The 19,186-nt window shown below is 72.3% G+C and carries 19 protein-coding genes; 9 read left to right on the top strand and 10 right to left on the bottom strand.

Annotation, left to right across the window (positions count from 1 at the left end; all coding sequences use genetic code 11):
- The first annotated feature begins 10 nt into the window (after positions 1 to 10).
- Entirely contained in the window at positions 11 to 391 is a 381-nt protein-coding gene (locus tag FHX46_RS22600) for an STAS domain-containing protein (protein WP_313886221.1), read from the top strand.
- A gap of 5 nt (positions 392 to 396) precedes the next feature.
- Here the strand turns inward: FHX46_RS22600 and FHX46_RS22595 are convergent, their stop codons facing one another.
- On the bottom strand, positions 397 to 1,164 hold the full coding sequence (locus FHX46_RS22595; RefSeq protein ID WP_167118605.1) for an ATP-binding protein: 768 nt from the start codon (positions 1,162 to 1,164) through the stop codon (positions 397 to 399).
- A gap of 89 nt (positions 1,165 to 1,253) precedes the next feature.
- Positions 1,254 to 1,847: a TetR/AcrR family transcriptional regulator gene (locus FHX46_RS22590; protein ID WP_167118602.1), complete on the bottom strand. Its 594-nt coding sequence runs from the start codon at positions 1,845 to 1,847 to the stop codon at positions 1,254 to 1,256.
- Between the two features lie 77 nt (positions 1,848 to 1,924).
- On the opposite strand from FHX46_RS22590, the gene FHX46_RS22585 reads away from it, so the two are divergent.
- Both FHX46_RS22585 and FHX46_RS22580 read left to right on the top strand, forming a co-directional pair.
- Positions 1,925 to 3,658 (top strand): ABC transporter ATP-binding protein, encoded by a 1,734-nt coding sequence (locus FHX46_RS22585; protein ID WP_167118599.1) that lies wholly within the window; start codon positions 1,925 to 1,927, stop codon positions 3,656 to 3,658.
- A complete protein-coding gene (locus FHX46_RS22580; protein ID WP_167118596.1) occupies positions 3,655 to 5,580 on the top strand; it encodes an ABC transporter ATP-binding protein in 1,926 nt (641 codons plus the stop codon). Before FHX46_RS22585 ends, FHX46_RS22580 begins: the two co-directional genes overlap by 4 nt.
- 55 nt (positions 5,581 to 5,635) lie before the next feature.
- Here the strand turns inward: FHX46_RS22580 and FHX46_RS22575 are convergent, their stop codons facing one another.
- The 3 genes from FHX46_RS22575 to FHX46_RS22565 all read right to left on the bottom strand — a co-directional run bounded on the left by FHX46_RS22575 (position 5,636) and on the right by FHX46_RS22565 (position 6,835).
- Complete coding sequence (locus FHX46_RS22575) at positions 5,636 to 5,842, bottom strand: hypothetical protein (RefSeq protein ID WP_208400245.1); 207 nt, start codon at positions 5,840 to 5,842, stop codon at positions 5,636 to 5,638.
- Positions 5,843 to 5,957: 115 nt separating this feature from the next.
- The gene (locus FHX46_RS22570; protein ID WP_167118593.1) at positions 5,958 to 6,314 is read right to left on the bottom strand and encodes a hypothetical protein; all 357 of its coding nucleotides are present in this window, start codon (positions 6,312 to 6,314) and stop codon (positions 5,958 to 5,960) included.
- Positions 6,315 to 6,394: 80 nt separating this feature from the next.
- A complete protein-coding gene (locus FHX46_RS22565; protein ID WP_313886291.1) occupies positions 6,395 to 6,835 on the bottom strand; it encodes a GNAT family N-acetyltransferase in 441 nt (146 codons plus the stop codon).
- A 50-nt stretch (positions 6,836 to 6,885) separates the two neighbouring features.
- Between FHX46_RS22565 and FHX46_RS22560 the strand changes: the two genes are divergently transcribed.
- The gene (locus tag FHX46_RS22560) at positions 6,886 to 8,376 is read left to right on the top strand and encodes an acyl-CoA synthetase (RefSeq protein WP_167118587.1); all 1,491 of its coding nucleotides are present in this window, start codon (positions 6,886 to 6,888) and stop codon (positions 8,374 to 8,376) included.
- A gap of 208 nt (positions 8,377 to 8,584) precedes the next feature.
- On the opposite strand, the gene FHX46_RS22555 is transcribed toward FHX46_RS22560, so the two are convergent.
- Both FHX46_RS22555 and FHX46_RS22550 read right to left on the bottom strand, forming a co-directional pair.
- Complete coding sequence (locus FHX46_RS22555; protein ID WP_167118584.1) at positions 8,585 to 9,625, bottom strand: MBL fold metallo-hydrolase; 1,041 nt, start codon at positions 9,623 to 9,625, stop codon at positions 8,585 to 8,587.
- Positions 9,626 to 9,711: 86 nt separating this feature from the next.
- Positions 9,712 to 10,293, bottom strand: coding sequence for a hypothetical protein (locus FHX46_RS22550; RefSeq protein WP_167118581.1), 582 nt, complete (start codon positions 10,291 to 10,293; stop codon positions 9,712 to 9,714).
- Between the two features lie 182 nt (positions 10,294 to 10,475).
- On the opposite strand from FHX46_RS22550, the gene FHX46_RS22545 reads away from it, so the two are divergent.
- Genes FHX46_RS22545 through FHX46_RS22530 form a run of 4 tightly spaced genes read left to right on the top strand, consistent with a single transcriptional unit; the run spans position 10,476 to position 14,829 of the window.
- Positions 10,476 to 11,498, top strand: coding sequence for a methionine synthase (locus FHX46_RS22545; protein ID WP_167118578.1), 1,023 nt, complete (start codon positions 10,476 to 10,478; stop codon positions 11,496 to 11,498).
- Between the two features lie 10 nt (positions 11,499 to 11,508).
- Positions 11,509 to 12,213, top strand: a complete 705-nt coding sequence (locus FHX46_RS22540; RefSeq protein WP_167118574.1) for a hypothetical protein — start codon at positions 11,509 to 11,511, stop codon at positions 12,211 to 12,213.
- Between the two features lie 11 nt (positions 12,214 to 12,224).
- Positions 12,225 to 14,345 carry an NAD-dependent DNA ligase LigA gene (gene ligA / locus FHX46_RS22535; protein ID WP_167118571.1) on the top strand — a complete coding sequence of 707 codons (2,121 nt, stop codon included), beginning with the start codon at positions 12,225 to 12,227 and terminating at the stop codon, positions 14,343 to 14,345.
- On the top strand, positions 14,338 to 14,829 hold the full coding sequence (locus FHX46_RS22530; RefSeq protein WP_167118568.1) for a GNAT family N-acetyltransferase: 492 nt from the start codon (positions 14,338 to 14,340) through the stop codon (positions 14,827 to 14,829). The genes ligA and FHX46_RS22530 overlap by 8 nt, the downstream gene beginning before the upstream one ends.
- Before the next feature lie 251 nt (positions 14,830 to 15,080).
- Here the strand turns inward: FHX46_RS22530 and FHX46_RS22525 are convergent, their stop codons facing one another.
- Positions 15,081 to 15,956: an NAD(P)-dependent oxidoreductase gene (locus FHX46_RS22525; protein ID WP_167118565.1), complete on the bottom strand. Its 876-nt coding sequence runs from the start codon at positions 15,954 to 15,956 to the stop codon at positions 15,081 to 15,083.
- Positions 15,957 to 15,989: 33 nt separating this feature from the next.
- Complete coding sequence (locus tag FHX46_RS28620) at positions 15,990 to 16,220, bottom strand: hypothetical protein (RefSeq protein WP_243871324.1); 231 nt, start codon at positions 16,218 to 16,220, stop codon at positions 15,990 to 15,992.
- Between the two features lie 290 nt (positions 16,221 to 16,510).
- Between FHX46_RS28620 and FHX46_RS22515 the strand changes: the two genes are divergently transcribed.
- A complete protein-coding gene (locus FHX46_RS22515) occupies positions 16,511 to 18,529 on the top strand; it encodes an MMPL family transporter (protein ID WP_167118564.1) in 2,019 nt (672 codons plus the stop codon).
- On the opposite strand, the gene FHX46_RS22510 is transcribed toward FHX46_RS22515, so the two are convergent.
- Entirely contained in the window at positions 18,530 to 19,183 is a 654-nt protein-coding gene (locus FHX46_RS22510) for an amino acid-binding protein (RefSeq protein ID WP_167118561.1), read from the bottom strand. It abuts the gene before it with no gap.
- Positions 19,184 to 19,186: the final 3 nt, after the last annotated feature.

Below are 19,186 nucleotides of genomic sequence, written 5' to 3'. Positions count from 1 at the left end.
GTTCCGGCCGGTGACACGACCACGTGCCGAGGGGGCGAACCTGGTGTCCGACGAGCCGTGCACGCCGATCACCGAGCGGCTGCTGGAGCTCGCCGTCGAGCACCGCCCGGAGGTATCGGTGGTGCACGCGGCCGGCGAGATCGACCTGTGCACCGCGCCCCGGCTGGCCGAGACGCTCGCCGGGCAGCCCGGTCCGGTCGTGCTCGACCTGAGCCGGGTCGGGTTCCTCAGCGCGGCCGGCGTGCAGGTGGTGCTCGACGTGTGCGCGCGGGGATGTCAGTTGTGCCTGGTCGCGCCGCGGGGCACCCAGGTGTGCCGGGTGCTCGACCTCACCGGCGTGACGGCGGTGGTCTCCCGGTTCGAGGAGCTGGCCGACGCGCTCGGCGCCTGATCCGGCTAGCGCACCCGGAACGGCGCGAGGTGGCGCGGGCCGACCCGCAGCACCGCCCAGACGATCTTCCCGCCGGGCGCCGGTGCGCAGCCCCAGGTGTCGGACAGCGCGGCGATCACCTGCAGGCCGTAACCGGACAGCGCGCCGCCCGGCTGCTGGCGCAGCACCGCGGGCCGCGGATCCTCGTCGCGGACGGCGATGGTCAGGCGACCGTCGCGGAGCTCCAGCCGGAGCTCCAGCGGGCTGCCGGCGTGGGTGACCGCGTTCTCGACCAGCTCGGTGGCGACGCCGAGCGCGTCCTCCTGCCGGTGCCCGATGTTCCACCCGCGGCAGGTCTCCCGCGTGAACCGGCGGGCGGCGTGTGAACTGGCGGCGACCGGCGGGAACCCGGTGCTCCGCCGCCGCCGCGACGGTGGTTCCGCGACCGCGCCGACCGCCGCTTCGACACACGAGTGCAGAGGAACGAAACGGTGGACCGCGCTCGCGGTGATCATGGCGCGCCGCTCGCGATCGCGGGCGACGAGCAGGACCGGCACACCGGGCCAGGAGTTCGTGCGGGTGCGGACCGCCGAGAACACGGTCAGCGCGGGCTCGCTGGTGATTTCCAGACCGTCGACCTCGGCGATCAGGGCCCGCGGCTGGTCCAGGGTCAGCCGGATGAGGCCGTCCCGCAGCTCACCGTAGCTCCGGCCGTCGAGCCGCCCGGTCAGGCCGGCGATGGTGCAGCCGCCGGCCTGCCGTGGCCGGATCGAGACCTCCCCAGCGGTGTTCATGACCCCGACACCGCCTCCGCCACTTCTCGTTTTGGTCGCCGTCTGTGCCCGCATACCCCGGCGGCGGGCCGGACATTCCTCCCGCCGGACTATCCGCGCGCCAATCCGCGCAACAACGGCAGGAAGACCTCGTCGATGATCTCGGTGATCACCTGCTCGCCGACGTCGTGGTGGTGGAAGATCGATTCCGCGCGGAGCAGGTCGAGGGGAACCTCCGCGACCCGGGGCGTGAGCTCCACCGGCGGGATCTCGCCCCGCTCGACCGCCCGGCGGACCAGGATCTCGAGGGTGGGGCGCTGCCGGGAGGCGGCGATCTGCCTGAGCAGCAGGCCGTACACCTCCGGATCGCGGAAGGTCTCGGTCATCAGTCCGACGAGGATGTCGCGCGGGGTGTCGTCGAACCGGTGCACCAGCCGGTGCATCAGCGCGAGCAGGTCGGACCGGAGTTCGCCGGTGTCGGGCAGGTCGCCCTCGTTCGGCACGCGTCGCTGCCAGGCGGCGAGGACGAGTTCGGCCCGGCCGGGCCACCTCCGGTAGATGACCGGTTTGCTGGTGCCGGCGCGGGCTGCCACGCCCTCGATGGTGAGCTTCGCGTAGCCGGTTTCGACGAGTTCGGCCCAGGTCGCGTCCAGAATCGCCGACTCCAGCTCCGCCCCGTGACGCCTCGACTTCGGCTCCGGCACCCGCCCTCCAAAATACGTTGCGTTTCTTATGGGGGTAGTCTACACAGGAGATACCGACCGTTTCTCAAGGGGGGATCGTGCTCAACCGCGTGTTGCGGACCTTCCTGCGTCCGTACTGGCGCGCGCTGGCGGGCGTGGTGGTGCTCCAGCTCGTCGGCACCATCGCGTCGCTGTACCTGCCGAGCCTCAACGCCGACATCATCGACAAGGGGGTGGCGACCGGGAACACCGGCTACATCTTCTCCACCGGTGGCTGGATGCTCGCCGTGACGCTGCTGCAGATCGCCTGCTCCATCGGCGCGGTCTACTTCGGCGCCCGCAGCGCGGCCGGGTTCGGGCGGGACGTGCGCGCCGCGGTCTTCCACCGCGTGGGCGGCTTCTCCGCGCGCGAGGTCGCGCAGTTCGGCGCGCCGTCGCTGATCACGCGCACCACCAACGACGTGCAGCAGGTGCAGATGATCGTGGTGATGGGCTGCACCATCCTGATCATGGCCCCGATCATGTGCATCGGTGGCATCGTGCTGGCGCTCCAGCAGGACGTCGGGCTGTCCTGGCTGCTGCTGGTCGCGATCCCGGTGCTGCTCGCCGCGATCCTGCTGATCGTGTCGCGCATGGTGCCGCAGTTCCGGCTCATGCAGACCCGCATCGACCGGGTCAACCAGGTGCTGCGGGAGCAGCTGTCCGGGATCCGCGTGGTGCGGGCGTTCGTCCGCGAACGCGACGAGGCGCGGCGCTTCGCCGGCGCCAACGACGCGCTCACGGTCACCGCGCTGCGCGTGGGCCGCCTGCAGGCGCTGATCTTCCCCACGGTCATGCTGGTGCTCAACGCCTCCAGCGTCGCGGTGCTGTGGTTCGGCGCGCACCGCGTGGCGAGCGGGGCGATGCAGATCGGCGCGCTGACGGCGTTCCTGACCTACCTGATCCAGATCCTGATGTCGGTCACGATGGCGACCATGATCGCGACGATGATCCCGCGCGCGGCCGTGTGCGCCGAGCGGATCGCCGAGGTGCTGGACACCGAACCGTCGGTGCGCCCGCCGCTGCGGCCGGTCCGCGAGGTGCCCGAGCACGGTGCGGTCGAGTTCCAGGGGGTGGAGTTCCGCTACCCGGGTGCGGACGCGCCGGTGCTGCGGGACATCAGCTTCCGCGCGGCGGCCGGCCGGACCACCGCCATCATCGGCAGCACCGGCGCCGGCAAGACCACGCTGCTGTCGCTGGTGCCCCGGCTCGTGGACGCGACGGCCGGACGGGTGCTCGTCGACGGCGTGGACGTCCGCGAACTCGACCCCGACCTGCTGTGGGGCCGCATCGGGCTGGTGCCGCAGCGGCCGTACCTGTTCACCGGCTCGGTGGCGAGCAACCTGCGGTACGGCAACCCGGACGCCACCGACGAGGAACTGTGGGAGGCGCTGGAGATCGCGCAGGCCCGGGAGTTCGTGTCGGAGATGCCCGGCGGGCTGGACGCCCCGATCGCCCAGGGCGGCACGAACGTCTCCGGTGGACAGCGGCAGCGGCTCGCGATCGCGCGGGCACTGGTCCGCAAACCGGAGGTCTACCTGTTCGACGACTCGTTCTCGGCCCTCGACCTGGCGACCGACGCGCGGTTGCGGGCCGCGCTCGCACCGCACACCGCGAACGCCGCGGTGCTCGTGGTGGCGCAGCGGGTGTCCACCATCGTCAACGCCGACCAGATCGTCGTGCTGGAGAACGGCGAAATCGTCGGCCTCGGCACGCACGACGAGCTGCTGCGTGACTGCCCCACCTACCTCGAGATCGTGGAGTCCCAGCTCACCGCGGAGGAAGCGGCGTGACCAGACCAGGTTTTCCCGGAGCCGCGGCCGGTGCGCCCGGCCAGAAGCCGAAGAGCTTCGCCGACGGGGCGCGGCGGTTGCTGGGGCGGCTGCGCCCCGAACGCCTGACGATCTCGTCCGTCGTCGCCCTCGGCGTGATCAGCGTCGCGTTGTCCGTCGTGGGACCGAAGATCCTCGGCCACGCCACCGACATCATCTTCGGCGGCTTCATCTCCAGCCGCCTGCCCGCGGGCACGACCACCGAGCAGGCGGTCGCCGCGGCCAGGGCGGCGGGCAACGACAACCTCGCCGACATGCTCGCCCGCATGGACCTGGTGCCCGGGCAGGGCATCGACTTCGGCGCGCTGGGCACCGTGCTGGCGTGGGTGCTGGCGTTGTACGTCGCCGCGTCGGTGTTCGGCTGGTTGCAGGGGTACCTGCTCAACGGGGCCGTGCAGCGGGTGGTGTTCCGGCTGCGCGAGGACGTCGAGGCGAAGCTGCACCGGCTGCCGTTGCGGTACTTCGACGGGCAGCCGCGCGGTGAACTGCTGTCCCGCGTCACCAACGACATCGACAACATCTCCCAGACGCTGCAACAGACCCTGAGCCAGCTGCTCAGCTCGCTGCTGATGCTGGTCGGCGTGCTGGTGATGATGTTCGTCGTCTCGCCGCTGCTCGCGGTGATCGCGTTGCTGGTGGTACCGGTGTCGATCCTGCTGACGCGGGCGATCGGGAAGCGCTCGCAGAAGCTGTTCGTGGCGCAGTGGAAGCACACCGGCTCGCTCAACGCGCACATCGAGGAGGCGTTCACCGGCCACGAACTGGTCACCGTGTTCGGCCGCCGTCGCGAGGTCGAGGCCGAGTTCGGACGCCGCAACGGAAACCTCTACCAGGCCGGGATGGGCGCGCAGTTCGTCTCCGGGATCATCATGCCGGCGATGATGTTCCTGTCCAACCTCAGCTACGTCGTGCTGGCGGTCGTCGGCGGGCTGCGCGTGGCGACGGGCACGATGACCCTCGGCGACGTGCAGGCGTTCCTGCAGTACTCGCGCCAGTTCACCCAGCCGCTGACGCAGGCCGCGTCGATGGCGAACCTGTTGCAGTCCGGCGTCGCCTCCGCGGAGCGCGTGTTCGAGCTGCTCGACGCGCCGGAGCAGGAGCCCGACACCGCCTCGCCCACGGTGCCCCAGCGGCGCTGCGGCCGCGTCGAGTTCGAGCACGTGGACTTCTCCTACGACCGCGAGCGGCCGCTGATCGAAGACCTGTCGCTGGTGGCCGAGCCGGGCCAGACGGTGGCGATCGTGGGCCCGACCGGGGCCGGCAAGACCACGCTGGTGAACCTCATCATGCGGTTCTACGAGCTGGACGCGGGCCGGATCACGCTGGACGGCGTCGACATCACCGAGATGTCCCGGGACGAGCTGCGCGGCCAGACCGGCATGGTGCTGCAGGACACCTGGCTGTTCCACGGCACGATCCGGGACAACATCGCCTACGGCAACCCGGGCGCGACCGGCGAGGAGATCGAGGCGGCCGCCAGGGCCACCTTCGTCGACCGGTTCGTGCGCAGCCTGCCCGGCGGCTACGACACGGTCATCGACGACGAGGGCACCAACCTCAGCGCGGGCGAGAAACAACTGGTCACCATCGCCCGCGCGTTCCTGGCCGACCCGTCGCTGCTGATCCTGGACGAGGCCACCAGCTCGGTCGACACCCGCACTGAGGCGCTGCTGCAGCAGGCCATGGCGGCGCTGCGGACGGACCGGACGAGCTTCGTCATCGCACACCGCCTGTCCACGATCCGCGACGCCGACCTCATCCTGGTCATGGAGTCGGGGCGGATCGTGGAACAGGGCACGCACGAGGAGCTGCTGGCCGCGGGCGGCGCCTACTACGGGCTGTACTCCGCGCAGTTCGGCAGCCCGGTGGAGGCGGCGGGCTGACCGTGCGGGCGGTCCCGTCGCGCCGCGACGGGACCGCCCGCCACCGCGGCGGCCATCACGACGATCCCGAACGCCGTGGTCGCGGCGGCCAGACGATGGCATCGCTGGGGAATCCCGCGGCCAGCGGGAGGATCGCGGCCGGCGGGTAGCCGCCGACGTTCTGCGCGGCGGTCGCCTCCGCCAGCCGGTTCGCCGGCACGGCCGCGTTGATCGACGTGAGGCCGCCGAACTGGCCCATGCCCTGGCCGGTGCCGGCGAGCACCGTCGTGGGTGCCGGACCTGGTGCGGAACTGGGAGCCTTCGGCCTGAGCCGCCCTGGCAGGTGTACGACGCGGAGGCGCTCACCCGGCTACCGGGGAACGACTCCGCGTCCGCGATCAGACCGATTTCCAGGCGCTGCAATCGCGTGGGCTGGAGTTCTCGCAAATCTTGATCTTGCTGATCCGGTAGCCCCCGTCGGCCTCGACGGGATTCTTGCCGCGACCGGTCGTGGCGGACGCGGTCCGCCACTCCTTGAGGACGGGATGCCAGTACTGCGCGTATCCGGTTACCGAATGTCCGTCGCGCTCGGAGTCGAAAATGATCAAAGTGTTCGGATGGTTCCCTATGACATAAGCGTGGTCATCGCCGTGCCGGACCTCCACGTAGCTGCTCGCGGCGGCGGTGGACAGCGTGGCTGCGGCCGTGAGGGCCACGCCCGCGCCGATGACGGCCACCCGTTGGATCATCTTCATCCGGCGCACGGTAGACGAACTACCTGACAAATCGCTGACCCGTGATCGATGCCGGGCAGTACCTCTCCCGTACCGGATCGCTAGAGCATCATCTTGAAGCCCACGTGGCTGGCCTGGAAGCCGAGCCGTTCATAGAAGCGGTGCGCGTCCACGCGTGCGGCGTCCGAGGTGAGCTGCACCAGCGCGCAGCCGCGGCGCCGGGCCTCGTCGACGGCCCACGTCAGCAGCGTGGCCCCCAGCCCGCCGCCCCGCCGGACCGAGCGCACCCGCACCGCCTCGACCAGTGCCCGCGTGGCGCCGCGGCGGGACAGGCCCGGGATGATCGTGAGCTGCAGCGTGCCCACCACATCCCCGTCCTGCTCGGCCACCACCAGCAGCTGGTTCGGGTCGGCGTCGATCGCGTCGAACGCCCGCAGGTAGGCCGGGTCGCCGGGCGTCTCCCGTCCCGCCCCGAGGTGGTCGTCGGCGAGCATCGCGACGATCACCTCGACATCGGAGCGCCGGGCACGTCTAATGTGGATCTCACTCACGACAGTCGAGTATGGCACCGGCGCCGAAGGAGGAGTTCCCCTTGACCACGCTCCGCTCCAGCACCGTCGCAGACATCCTCCGCCGCAGCGCGGCCCGCTGGCCCGCCCGCATCGCCCTGCGGTTCGCCGGCCGGCAGTGGACCTACGCCGAACTCGACGCGGCCGTGACCCGCGCCGCGGCGCACCTGCTCGGCCTCGGGCTCGTCAAGGGCGACCGGGTCGCCGCCTACGGCAAGAACTCCGACGCCTACCTGATCGGCTTCCTCGCCTGCGCCCGCGCCGGGCTGGTGCACGTCCCGGTCAACTACAACCTCACCGGCGGCGAACTCGCCTACCTGGTCGAGCAGTCCGGCAGCCGGGTGGCGCTCGCGGATCCGGCACTGGCCGGGAACCTGCCGCCCGTCGACCGGATCGTGCCGCTGCGCGACGCCGACGGCTCGCTCGTCGCGCTGTCCGGCGAGGTGCCCGAGCTGGACGTCGAGGTCGGCGACGGCGACCTGGTCCAGCTGCTCTACACCTCGGGCACGACCTCGCGGCCGAAGGGCGCGATGATGACGCACCGGGCACTGGTCCACGAGTACCTGTCGTGCATCGCCGGCCTCGACCTCACCGCCGACGACGCGCCGCTGCACGTCATGCCGCTGTACCACTCCGCGCAGATGCACGTGTTCCTCGTGCCGTGGCTAGCCGTCGGCGCGACGAACACCCTCGTCGAGACCCCGGACCCGGCCGACATCCTGCGCCGCCTGGCCGAGGACCGGCACGGCGCGTTCTTCGCCGCGCCCACGCTGTGGGTTGCGCTGGCCAACCACCCGGACTTCGGGGCGCGGGACCTCAGCGCCCTGCGCAAGGCGTACTACGGCGCCTCGATCATGCCCGGCCCGGTGCTGGACCGCCTCCGCCAGGCCATGCCCGGCCTCGGGTTCTACAACTGCTTCGGGCAGTCGGAAATCGGCCCGCTGGCCACGATCCTGCGGCCGGAGGACCACGCGGAACGCCCCGACTCGGCCGGCCGGCCCGCGCTGTTCGTTGAGCTGCGTGTGGTGGACGCCGACGGCAACGACGTCGCGCCCGGCGAGTCCGGGGAGTGCGTCTACCGCAGCCCGCAGCTGTGCGAGGGCTACTGGGACAAGCCGGAGGAGACCGCCGAGGCGTTCCGGGACGGCTGGTTCCACTCCGGGGATCTGGTGCGGATCGACGAGGAGGGCTACATCTACGTCGTCGACCGCATCAAGGACGTGATCAACACCGGCGGCGTGCTCGTGGCGTCCCGGGAGGTGGAGGACGCGCTCTACACCCACCCGGCGGTGGCCGAGGCCGCGGTGATCGGGGTGCCGGACGAGAAGTGGATCGAGGCCATCACCGCGGTCGTCGTGTCCAAAGAGGACGTCACGCCGGACGAGCTGATCGCCCACGTGCGCGGCAGGCTGTCCGCCTTCAAGGTGCCGAAGGCGGTCCGGTTCGTCCCGGACCTGCCGCGCAACGCGTCCGGCAAGATCCTCAAGCGCGAGCTGCGCGACCGGTTCGCCTAGGCGTTCCGGTCCGCTGCGCGGGAGGCTGGAAACGGACCTCCCGCGCGTCGGCAGTCTCGCCGGGCGCGGTCACCGGTTCCGGCGTGTCGGGGTGGCTGAACAGGGCGGTCTGCGCACGCGGCGCGGGGTGGTGCTGGGTCATGCGACTCCTCGGCAGACGGGCGGCAACCGGCGTGAACCGCAATCGGGCCTGCCCGTACCCCCCACCCTACGCTACGGAGTAGTGGCGCACCCCGTCCTGGACGGCGAGCCCGAGCTTGCCCTGGTGCACCAGCAGGTCGAGGTGCGCGGCGGTCTCCAGTACCGCGAGCATCTGGTTGAAGATGTCCAGCTCGCCCAGCTTGCGCTGCCGCCGCGTCCAGCCCATCCGCAACGCGGCCTCGTACGCGGTGCCCGCACCGTCCACAATGGTCGTCGCGATGACGTCCAGCCGCTGGGCGTGGTGGTCCAGCAGCTCGTCGACCCGGGCGTGCACGCTGTCGGTCACCGGGCCGTGCGCCGGCAGCATCCGGCGGTCCGGCATGCCGCGCACGAGCCGCAGCGAATCGAGGAAGTCCCGCAGCGGCATCTCCGCCACCACGGGCTGGAACCCGATCGACGGCGTGATGTGCGGCAGCACGTGGTCACCGGTGAACATCAGCCCGGCGGCGCCGTCGTCGAACACCACGTGGCCGGCCGTGTGCCCGGGGGTGGGCACCACGTCGAGGGCGCGGCCGGGCAGGACGGTGCGCCGCCCGGCCGTGAGCCACTCGTCGGGCAGCTCCCAGGTGCCGGCCTCGGTGTTGCGGCCGTGGATCTCGAACACCCGGACCAGCTCGTCGGCCACTGGACCCGCGCCGCTCGCCCGCAGCGCGCGGATCTGGCCGATCAGCGGCAGGACGTCCGGGTCGGCGCTCAGGCGCAGCGACGGTTCCTCCAGCTCGCCCAGCGCGATGCGCCCGCCGAACTCGCGCCGCAGCGCCACGGCCTGCGTGTAGTGGTCGCGGTGCACGTGGGTGACCAGGAACTGGCTCACGTCACCGAGCTCGGCGCCCAGGCCCTTGAGCGCGGCGGCCAGTTGCTCGCGGGCCTCGGCCAGTGCCCAGCCGGAGTCGATGAGCACCAGGTCGGAGCCCTCGGTCAGGGCGTAGACGTTGACGGCCCGCAACCCGTCGTTCGGCAGCGGCAACGGAATCCGGTGCACGCCCGGCGCCACGGCGTACAGGCCCGGCTCGCTCCACTCGGCGCTGCCTTCGGGGATCGGTTCCACGAGACCTCATCGTCCTTTCCAACCCGGGATATTTCACTTTGGAACTTCCCGGGCGGGATGTCCACCTCGTGGCGTTGAGACCCGCGTCACCCGTGGCGCAACACCGGGTCCAGGGTCAGCGCGGCGGCGATCACCAGGCTCGCCATCGGGTCGGTGAGCTGTGCCAGCACCTCCACGACGTGCTCACCGGCGCCCGGGACGGATCCGTCGAGCTCCCCGGGCCGACGGCCCTTCGACGTCCGCGCCACCTCGGTACCGTCCGCGCCGGTGATGGCGAAGTCCGGCCCGCCGGGGCTCTCCAGGGTGCCGACGCTGCGGCCCTGCGCGGACAGGGCGAACCAGTCCCGCCCGCGCCGGGTGATGTCACCGATCGGGGTGCCGTCCGCGCGCGTCACCAGGAATCGCGAGTCGTGCGAGCGCACTTTGAGCACGACACTTCCGCCCGAGTCACGCACTTCGAAACAACGCGGGCGGAACCGGGCGGAATTCGTCAGGGCCCGCAGCAGTTTACGCAGCGGGCCGGCTCCGGTGGCCACGACGGTGCCCAGCGGCCGCCCGTACCGGTCCCGGACCCCGAAGCCGCCGTCTGCCCCCGCCGGCCGGCCGACCAGCAGGTAGGGCTCGGTGAACAGCGTTCCACCGCCCGCGTGCCGCGAACCGCTCGTCATGCACACCAAGGTTAGCCAGGGAAAATCCCGAACGGGAGGCGGCCGGTGAATTACGCGGAAATGTCCTGGTTAACCGGATTCGTGGCGCCGGCGCCTTTCCGGCTAATCGGGCCGGTGCCATTTCCCGCCGCGCCCGCGGGGCTGCGGCGCGCGCGGGTGCGCGGCCTTGCAGAATCAGGGGCGTGAGCGAACACGTCTGGCCCCCCGGCGCGGCCACCGCGGTGGGATCGATGCCCGGTACCGACCCGGCCGAGGCGGCCGCGGTCGTCTTCGGCGAACTGCCCGCCTTCCCGCACCTGCCGGAGCTCCCGGCCCGCGGGGCCGGCGCGGACCTGATCGGACGGACCGCCGCGATGCTGGTCGACCTGGCGATCGAGGTCGTGCCGAGCGGGTACCGGGTCGCCGCGCGGCCCGGGCGCGACCACCGGCGCGCCGTGGACCTGCTGCGCTGGGACCTCGACGCGGTCACCGAGGCGGGCGGCGCCCCGGTGATCAAGACGCAGCTGGCCGGGCCGTGGACGCTGGCCGCCGGGATCGAGCTGCCCCGCGGCCACCGCGTGCTCACCGACCGCGGCGCCGTGCGCGAGTTCACCGAATCGGCGCTGGAGGGCCTGGCCGCGCACGTCGCGGAGCTCACGGCCCGCACCGGGGCCGAAGTGGTCGTCCAGTTCGACGAGCCGATGCTCCCCGCCGTGCTCGCCGGGAGCCTGCCCACCCCCTCGGGTTACGGCACGGTGCCTGCCGTGCCCGAGCCGGAGGCACGTGAACTGCTGAGCCGCGTCGTCGAGCGCGCGGGCGAGCTCACCGGCCAGCCGGTCGTCGTGCACTGCTGCGCCGCGCGGCCGCCGGTCGGCCTGCTGCACGCGGCGGGCGCGGGCGCACTCGCGATCGACGCGACCCTGCTGGCCGGGGCGCCGTCGACGCTGCTGGACGAGCTGGGGGAGGCGTGGGACAGCGGCACCGTGCTCTTCCTGGGGCTGGTGCCGGCGCTGGAACCGGAGCGCCGGCCGGCTCTGCGCGAGCTCGCGCAGCCCGCTCTGGCGCTGGCGGACCGGCTCGGGTTCGGCCGGTCGACCCTGGCCGACCGCGTGGTGCCGACACCCACCTGCGGATTCGCCGGTGCCACAACCGCCTGGGTGCGCCGCGCGTTGAAGCTGACCACGGATCTGGGCAAGGCGTTCGTGGAGCCACCGGAGGGCTGGTAGGAGTCCGGCCATGCGGTGGTTCCGACGCTCCAACCGGGAGGACGCCCTGCCCGATCCGCGCACGGCGTGGCCCGAACAGGCGGTCCCGGACGATCCGGCAGCCGCGGCCGAGCGGTTCTGGCGCCGCTGGTCGGAGATGCTGCCGGAGATCAGCGCCGCGCTCGGCGACCGCGCACCGCAGCGGGCCGAGGCGGTTCTGGCCGGCGCGGTCGCGGAGCTGCACCCGGACCTGCACGTGTCACTGGAACGCGGGCAACGCGCGATCTACGCCCTCGTGGTGAGCGGGCAGGAGGACCCGGCGCTGCGGCCGTTCACCGACGCGTGGCGGGCGGCGGCCCCGCCGGAGGACGCGATCTGGGAGTTCCACGACTCGGTGCCGCCGGTGCCCGACCCGTCCGGGGTGACCGTGAACCTGGGCTCGCGCTCGTTCGCGCTGGCCGATGTCCGCGTCGCGGCGCAGGTCGACGAGGCCGAAGGGGTGGTCGACGTCGCGGTCCACCACCCGCTGCTGGGTGAACTCGACGCAGCCGCCCGCGAGGCCATGACGTTCCTGCCGCTGGACGCGACGCTCGGTGAACGGCTGGCCGCGCGGCGGTTGCGCCGCGTGGAGACGGCCGAGAGCGAACCGGCGGGTGCCCTCACCCTCCGGCAACTGCGTGACCTGGTCCGCGGCCTGGACCGCGAACGCCCGGAAAGTGTCGGGGGTGCTGACTAAGCTGACCGACTGTGAGTGAGACTCCCGCCGCACAGGACGTCACCGAGGTTCCCGCCGAGGTCCGCGAGCGCCACGGCGCGCTCGCCGACGAGGTGCGCGGGCACCAGTTCCGGTACTACGTGCTGGACTCGCCGGTCATCACCGACGGCGAGTTCGACGAGCTGCTCAAGGAGCTCGAGCGGCTGGAGGCGGAGTACCCGGGGCTGGCCACACCGGACTCGCCCACGCAGAACGTCGGCGGCACGTTCTCCACCGACTTCGTCGCGGCCGACCACCTCGAGCGGATGATGAGCCTGGACAACGTCTTCGCCGAGGACGAGCTGCTGGCGTGGGTCGAGCGGGTGGAGCGCGAGGTCGGCGGGTCCACGCAGTACCTGTGCGAGCTCAAGATCGACGGGCTGGCCATCAACCTGCTCTACGAGAAGGGGCGGCTGGTGCGGGGGCTCACCCGCGGCGACGGGCGCACGGGTGAGGACGTCACGCTCAACGTCCGCACGCTGGAGCAGGTGCCGGAGACGCTGACCGGCACCGCCGAGTACCCGGTGCCCGACCTGGTCGAGGTGCGCGGCGAGGTGTTCTTCCGGGTCGAGGACTTCGCCGAGCTGAACGCGCGGCTGGTGGAGGCGGGCAAGCCGCCGTTCGCCAACCCGCGCAACACCGCGGCCGGTTCGCTGCGGCAGAAGGACCCGAAGGTCACCCGAAGCCGCAAGCTGCGGCTGATCTGCCACGGGCTCGGCAAGCGCGAGGGCTTCGAGCCGGTGCGCCAGTCGCAGGCGTACGAGGCGCTGGCCGCCTGGGGGCTGCCGGTGTCCGGCCACACGAAGGTGGTCGACGAGGCCGCGGAGCTGCTGGAGCACATCCGGTACTGGGGTGAGCACCGGCACGACGCCGAGCACGAGATCGACGGCATCGTGGTGAAGGTCGACCAGGTGTCGCTGCAACGGCGGCTGGGCAGCACGTCCCGCGCGCCGCGGTGGGCGATCGCCTACAAGTACCCGCCGGAGGAGGCCACCACGCGGCTGCTCGACATCCAGGTCAACGTGGGGCGGACGGGCCGGGTCACACCGTTCGCGGTGATGGAGCCGGTGAAGGTCGCCGGGTCGACCGTCGCGATGGCGACGCTGCACAACGCGCAGGAGGTGGAGCGCAAGGGCGTGCTGATCGGCGACCGGGTGGTGATCCGCAAGGCGGGCGACGTGATTCCCGAGGTGCTCGGACCGGTGGTGGACGTGCGCACCGGGGACGAGCGCCAGTTCGTGATGCCGACGTTCTGCCCGGAGTGCGGCACGAAGCTCGCCCACCAGAAGGAGGGCGACGTCGACATCCGCTGCCCCAACGCCCGGTCCTGTCCGGCGCAGCTGCGGGAGCGGCTGTTCCACCTGGCCGGACGCGGCGCGTTCGACATCGAGATGCTCGGCTACGAGGCGGCGACTGCCCTGCTGGAGTCCGGTGTGGTCGTCGACGAGGGCGACATCTTCGACCTGGACGAGGAGAAGCTGAAACGGGTCGAGCTGTTCCGCACCAAGGCGGGCGAGCTGTCGGCGAACGGGCGCAAGCTGCTGGCCAACCTGGACAGTGCGAAGGACCGTCCACTGTGGCGCGTGCTGGTCGCGCTGTCGATCCGGCACGTGGGGCCGACGGCGGCGCAGGCGCTGGCGCGGGAGTTCGGTTCGCTGGAGGCGATCGAGCAGGCCGATGAGGCCGCGATGGCCGATGTGGACGGGGTGGGCCCGACCATCGCGAACGCCCTGCGCGAGTGGTTCGCTGTGGACTGGCACCGCGAGGTGGTGGAGAAGTGGCGCCGCGCCGGGGTGCGCATGGCGGAGGAACGCGACGAGTCGGTGCCGCGCACGCTGGAGGGCCTGTCGATCGTGGTGACCGGCTCGTTGTCGACGTACTCGCGGGACGAGGCCAAGGAGGCGATCATGTCGCGCGGCGGCAAGGCCGCCGGTTCGGTGTCGAAGAAGACGGCGTTCGTCGTGGTCGGTGACGCGCCGGGGTCCAAGTACGACAAGGCGGTCCAGCTCAAGGTCCCCGTCCTGGACGAGAACGGGTTCCAGGTCCTGCTGGATCGCGGCCCCGAGGCCGCGGCCGAGGTGGCGCTTCCGGCGGGGGAGGAAGCCGGTGAGTGAGTTCACCGTCAGACCGGCGTGGCCGGCGGAGTACCCGGCCGTGGGCGCGCTGACCGCGGCGGCGTACGTGGCCGACGGCCTGATCGGCCAGGACGACGACTACGCCCGCGAGCTGGCCGATGCCGCCCGCCGCGCCGAGCACGCGGAGCTGCTGGTTGCCGCGGACGCGAACGGCCTGCTCGGTTCGGTGACGATCGTGCAGCCGGGTTCGCGCTACTCGGAGATCGCCCGGGAGGGCGAGCTGGAGTTCCGCATGCTGGCCACCGCGCCCGCGGCCCGCGGCCGGGGCGTCGGCGAGGCGCTCGTGCGGGCGGTGCTGGACCGGGCGCGCACGACCGGCGCCGAGGCGGTTGTGCTGTGCAGTCTGGACGCGATGCGCAGCGCGCACCGGCTCTACGCGCGCCTCGGGTTCACACGCCGGCCGGAGCGCGACTGGGAACCGCGGCCGGGCCTGTGGTTGCGGGCCTTCCGGCTGGTCTGCTGATCGGGACCCGCCGCGGATCGCGGGGTGCGTACGGAGCCAGGCGGGTCGCGATGGTCAGGACGGGCCGCGCCGGGGATCGCGGGGTGCGTGTGGAGCCGGGCGGGTCGCGATGATCGGGACGGGCCGCGCCGGGGATCGCGGGGTGCGTGTGGAGCCGGGCGGGTGGCGATGGTCGAACTGCGGCGCGGGCGGGTCTGAGCGCGGGCGGCGGATTCGCCGCTGAGTGCGGCGTCGCCGGTCTCGCTCAGCGGTCAGGCGGCGTCGGTGCGCTGTTCGATGGCGCGCACCACCGCCGCCATGTCTTCGGCGCCGTGGCCCAGGTCCAGCGTCTCCCCGTAGAGGGCGTGGCAGACGTCCAGCAGCGGCGACGCCAGCCGCGCCGAGCGGGCCGCCTCGGCGATCAGCTGGTTGTTCTTCAGCACGTCCGCGATGGACGCCTGCACCGTGAAATCGCCCGCCAGGAGTTTCGCCGCCTTGATCCGGGACACGCTGCTGGCCATCGGGCCGGCGTCCAGCACCTCCACGAACCGGGCCAGGTCCAGGCCTTGCCGCTCGGCGAAGTGCACCGCTTCGGCCAGGCCGGTCACCATGGTGATCAGGTACAGGTTCACCGCGAGCTTCATCAGCAACGCACCCGGCGCCGGTCCGCACTCCACCACCTGGTGGCACATCGGCCGCAGCAAGGGCCGCACCGCGGCGACCGCCGACGGTTCGCCCGCGAGCATCGCCACGAGCTGTCCCGCTTCGGCCGGTTTGCGCGACCCGGACACCGGTGCCTCGACGTACCGGCCCCCGGCCGCGGAGACATCCGCCCCCAGCGCACGTGAATACTCCGGTGACGTCGTGCCCATGTGCACCACGATCCGCCCGGCGACGTTCGCCGCGAACTCGTTCGTGCCGCGGCCCAGCACCGCGTCCACCGCGGCGCCGTCGGCGAGCATGAGGAACACGACGTCCACCCGCCCGCACACCTCGGCCGCGCTGTCGGCGACCTCCGCGCCCGCGGCCGCCAGTACCGCGGCCTTCGCCGGCGTCCGGTTCCACACCACGAGCGGCGTGCCCGCCCGCGCCAGGTTGAGCGCCATCGGCGTGCCCATCACGCCCAGCCCCAGGAAGCCCGCCTTCATGGACAGCACCCTAGCGCGGAGTTATGACAGTTGTCATGACCCTTCGCCGAGTTGCCCGATGAGCTCGATGAGCCGCCGCCGGACGGCCGCGTCGTGCCCGAGCGCGCCGATCACCGGGGAGTCGTCCCGCGCGATCTGCTCCGCCACCGCCAGCACGCTCTCGCCCGCCGGGATCAGCCGGGCCAGCGAGCGGCGCCCGTCGCGCGGGTCGGGGATCCGCGTCAGGTAGGCCGACCTGGACAGCCGCTCGAACGTCCGGCTCATCGTCTGGACCGTGACCTGGTACCCGCCGCGCCAGTTCCCGCTGCGACAGCGGCCCGCCGCGCGATCAACCGCGCGTGCGACAGCCCGAGCACCGCCAGGCGCGCGGTCCACCGCGGTTCCACGAGCCGCGCCGCGGCCGAGAGCAACCGGCCGGTCGGCCACGACGCCATCGTCTCCTCCGCGGACCAGCCGGTGCTCCGGTTCGCCGGATCGTGCTCTGCGGGCAACCGCGCCTCCCGGTAACGTTCAGCCTGCTGAACAGTTCCCCGACCCCAGGGCTGCAGTAGCCGATGAGGATCGCACGCTGGCTCGTCCCCGCTCTGCTCGTGATCGCCTGGCTCGCGGTCGGCGCGTTCGGCGGGCCGTACGCCGGCAAGCTGAGCGAGGTCTCGACCAACGACAACTCCGCCTTCCTGCCCGCCTCGGCCGAGTCCACCCGTGCCCTCGCGGAACAACGGGCCTTCGCCGCCGACCAGACCCTCCCGGCGATCGTCGTCGCCGAGCGGACCTCCGGCATCCCGCCCGCGGACACCGCCTTCCTCACCGCGGCCGCCCAGCGTCTGAAAGCCGTCCCCGGCGTCACCGGCGCGACCGGACCGCAGCTGTCCCAGCCCGACGGTCAGGCTCTCGAACTGACCGTTCCCGTCCGGATCGGTGGCAAGCCCGGCGGGATCGTCGGACGGATCCGCGCCGAGGTGGCGCAACCCCCGGCGGGCCTGACCGTCCTCGTCGCCGGCCCCGCCGCGCAGATCGCCGACCTGGTCACCGCCTTCGGCGGCATCGACGGCCTCCTGCTGCTGGTCGCCGGCCTGGTCGTGGCGCTCATCCTGGTGGTCGTCTACCGCAGCCCGCTGCTGCCACTGGTCGTGCTGCTCTGCGCGGTGTTCGCGCTCGGCCTGGCCAGCCTGGCCGTCTACGTCCTCGCCGACCACGACGTGCTGACCCTCAACGGCCAGAGCCAGGGCATCCTGTTCATCCTCGTCTTCGGCGCCGCCACCGACTACGCGCTGCTGCAAGTCTCGCGGTTCCGGGAACAACTTCGCGACACCGAAAGCCGCTTCGAGGCGATCCGCCGGGCCTGGCGCGCGACCCTGCCCCCGATCGCCGCGTCCGCGGGCACCGTCGTGCTCGGTGTGCTCTGCCTGCTGTTCTCCGACCTGCAGTCCAACCGCGGGCTCGGCCCGGTCGCCGCGATCGGCATCGCCTGCGCGTTCCTCGCCTCGGTCACGTTCCTGCCCGCCGCGCTGGCCCTGCTCGGCCGGGCCGCGTTCTGGCCGATCCGGCCGAAGTTCGGCTCACCGCACCCGGAGTCCCGCGGGATCTGGGGCCGCATCGCCACGGCCGTCGGGGCCAGGCCGCGGGCGATCTGGATCGGCACCACGGTGCTGCTGCTCGCGGGCGCCGCGTTCGTCCCGCAGCTCAAGGCCGGCGGGGTCGCGCAGACCGACCTGTTCCTCACCCCGGTCGACTCGGTCGCCGGGCAGGAGGTCCTGGTCCGGCACTTCCCCGGCGGTTCCGGTTCCCCGACGGTGATCATCGCCAACGCGAGTGCCGCCCCGGCGGTCGCCCAGGCAGCCCGGGTGGACGGCGTTGCGCAGGTCGCCGTGGCGCCGAAGGAGGTCGGCGGCCGGGTGCAGATCCTCGCGACCCTGACCGACGCGGCCGATTCCCAGCCGGCCGTGGACACGGTCGGCCGCGTGCGCACCGCGGTGCACGCCGTGCCCGGAGCGGACGCGGTCGTGGGCGGCACCACCGCCACGCAGCTCGACACGCAGCGGACCTCCGAACGGGACCGCGCGGTGATCATTCCGATCGTCCTGGTGGTGATCTTCGCGGTGCTCGCGCTCCTGCTGCGGGCGCTGCTGGCGCCGCTGCTGCTGATCGCGACGGTCGTGCTGTCCTTCGCCGCCACCATGGGCGTGTCCGCGCTGGTGTTCAACCACCTGCTGGGTTTCCCGGGTGCCGATCCGGCGGTGCCGCTGTTCGGGTTCGTGTTCCTGGTGGCGCTCGGGATCGACTACAACATCTTCCTGATGACCCGGGTGCGGGAGGAGGCCGTCCGAGCGGGCACCCGGGACGGCACGCTCCGCGGGCTCACGCTCACCGGCGGCGTCATCACCTCCGCCGGGGTGGTGCTCGCGGCGACCTTCGCCAGCCTGGCGGTGATCCCGATCCTGTTCCTGGCGCAGATCGCGTTCATCGTCGCCTTCGGCGTCCTGCTCGACACGCTGATCGTGCGGTCGCTGCTGGTGCCCGCGCTGACCCTGGACGTCGGCCGCCGCATCTGGTGGCCGTCGAAACTGCGGTGATCAGCCGTCCAGCACGACGGCGACGATCCCGGCCAGGTGGGCCAGCCGGGCGACCTCGGCGGCGCGGAACATGGGCCCACCGGGGCGTCCCACCAGCAGGGCCTTGTCCGGCTTGCCCAACGGGGTGGCGGCGAGCTCGGTGCCCAGTTCCTGCCACGTCTCCGGGACCCAGGTGTCCTCGGCGTCGAGGATCGTGGCCCGCTCCAGCGGCAACCACGGCAGGTGGGTGATCGGCACCTCGGGCGCCGCGCTGGACGAGGCCAGCCGCTGCACACCGCCGGCGCCGACCGACACCACGATCGCCCATCCCGCGCGGATGATCCGCGGCACGCCTTCGACCAGCACCGCCAGCCCGGACGCCGGCCGGTCGGCGATCTCCTCGACCAGTTCCAGCTCGCGGTGGGTGTCCAGCACTCCCGCGTAGGGGCGCACCGCGTCGACCTCGACGCCCTCCACGCTCTCCGCGGCGGTGATCACCGCGTCCGGCAGCCGGCCCGACGGCAGCTCGACGACCATGTCGTCGATCGCCACCCCTCCGCCGCGCTCGACCACGTCCACCGAGAGGATGTCCGCCCCGATCGTGCCGAGAGCCGTCGCGACCGCTCCGAGGGTTCCTGGCGTGTCCGGGAGCTGCACCCGGATCAGGAAGGACACGTG

Origin of the sequence: Amycolatopsis viridis (genome assembly GCF_011758765.1) — a bacterium.
GTDB lineage: Bacteria > Actinomycetota > Actinomycetes > Mycobacteriales > Pseudonocardiaceae > Amycolatopsis_E > Amycolatopsis_E viridis.
The sequence above is the reverse complement of the archived record's forward strand: the minus strand, read 5'-3'. Positions and strand labels throughout refer to the sequence as shown.

Coding starts and splice junctions, on each gene's coding strand:
- FHX46_RS22525 (WP_167118565.1), bottom strand. CDS start 15,956: ATGAAGGCGGGCTTCCTGGGGCTGGGCGTGATGGGCACGCCGATGGCG.
- FHX46_RS22570 (WP_167118593.1), bottom strand. CDS start 6,314: ATGAAGATGATCCAACGGGTGGCCGTCATCGGCGCGGGCGTGGCCCTC.
- FHX46_RS22550 (WP_167118581.1), bottom strand. CDS start 10,293: ATGACGAGCGGTTCGCGGCACGCGGGCGGTGGAACGCTGTTCACCGAG.
- FHX46_RS22595 (WP_167118605.1), bottom strand. CDS start 1,164: ATGAACACCGCTGGGGAGGTCTCGATCCGGCCACGGCAGGCCGGCGGC.
- FHX46_RS28620 (WP_243871324.1), bottom strand. CDS start 16,220: ATGAGCCGGACGTTCGAGCGGCTGTCCAGGTCGGCCTACCTGACGCGG.
- FHX46_RS22515 (WP_167118564.1), top strand. CDS start 16,511: ATGAGGATCGCACGCTGGCTCGTCCCCGCTCTGCTCGTGATCGCCTGG.
- FHX46_RS22540 (WP_167118574.1), top strand. CDS start 11,509: ATGCGGTGGTTCCGACGCTCCAACCGGGAGGACGCCCTGCCCGATCCG.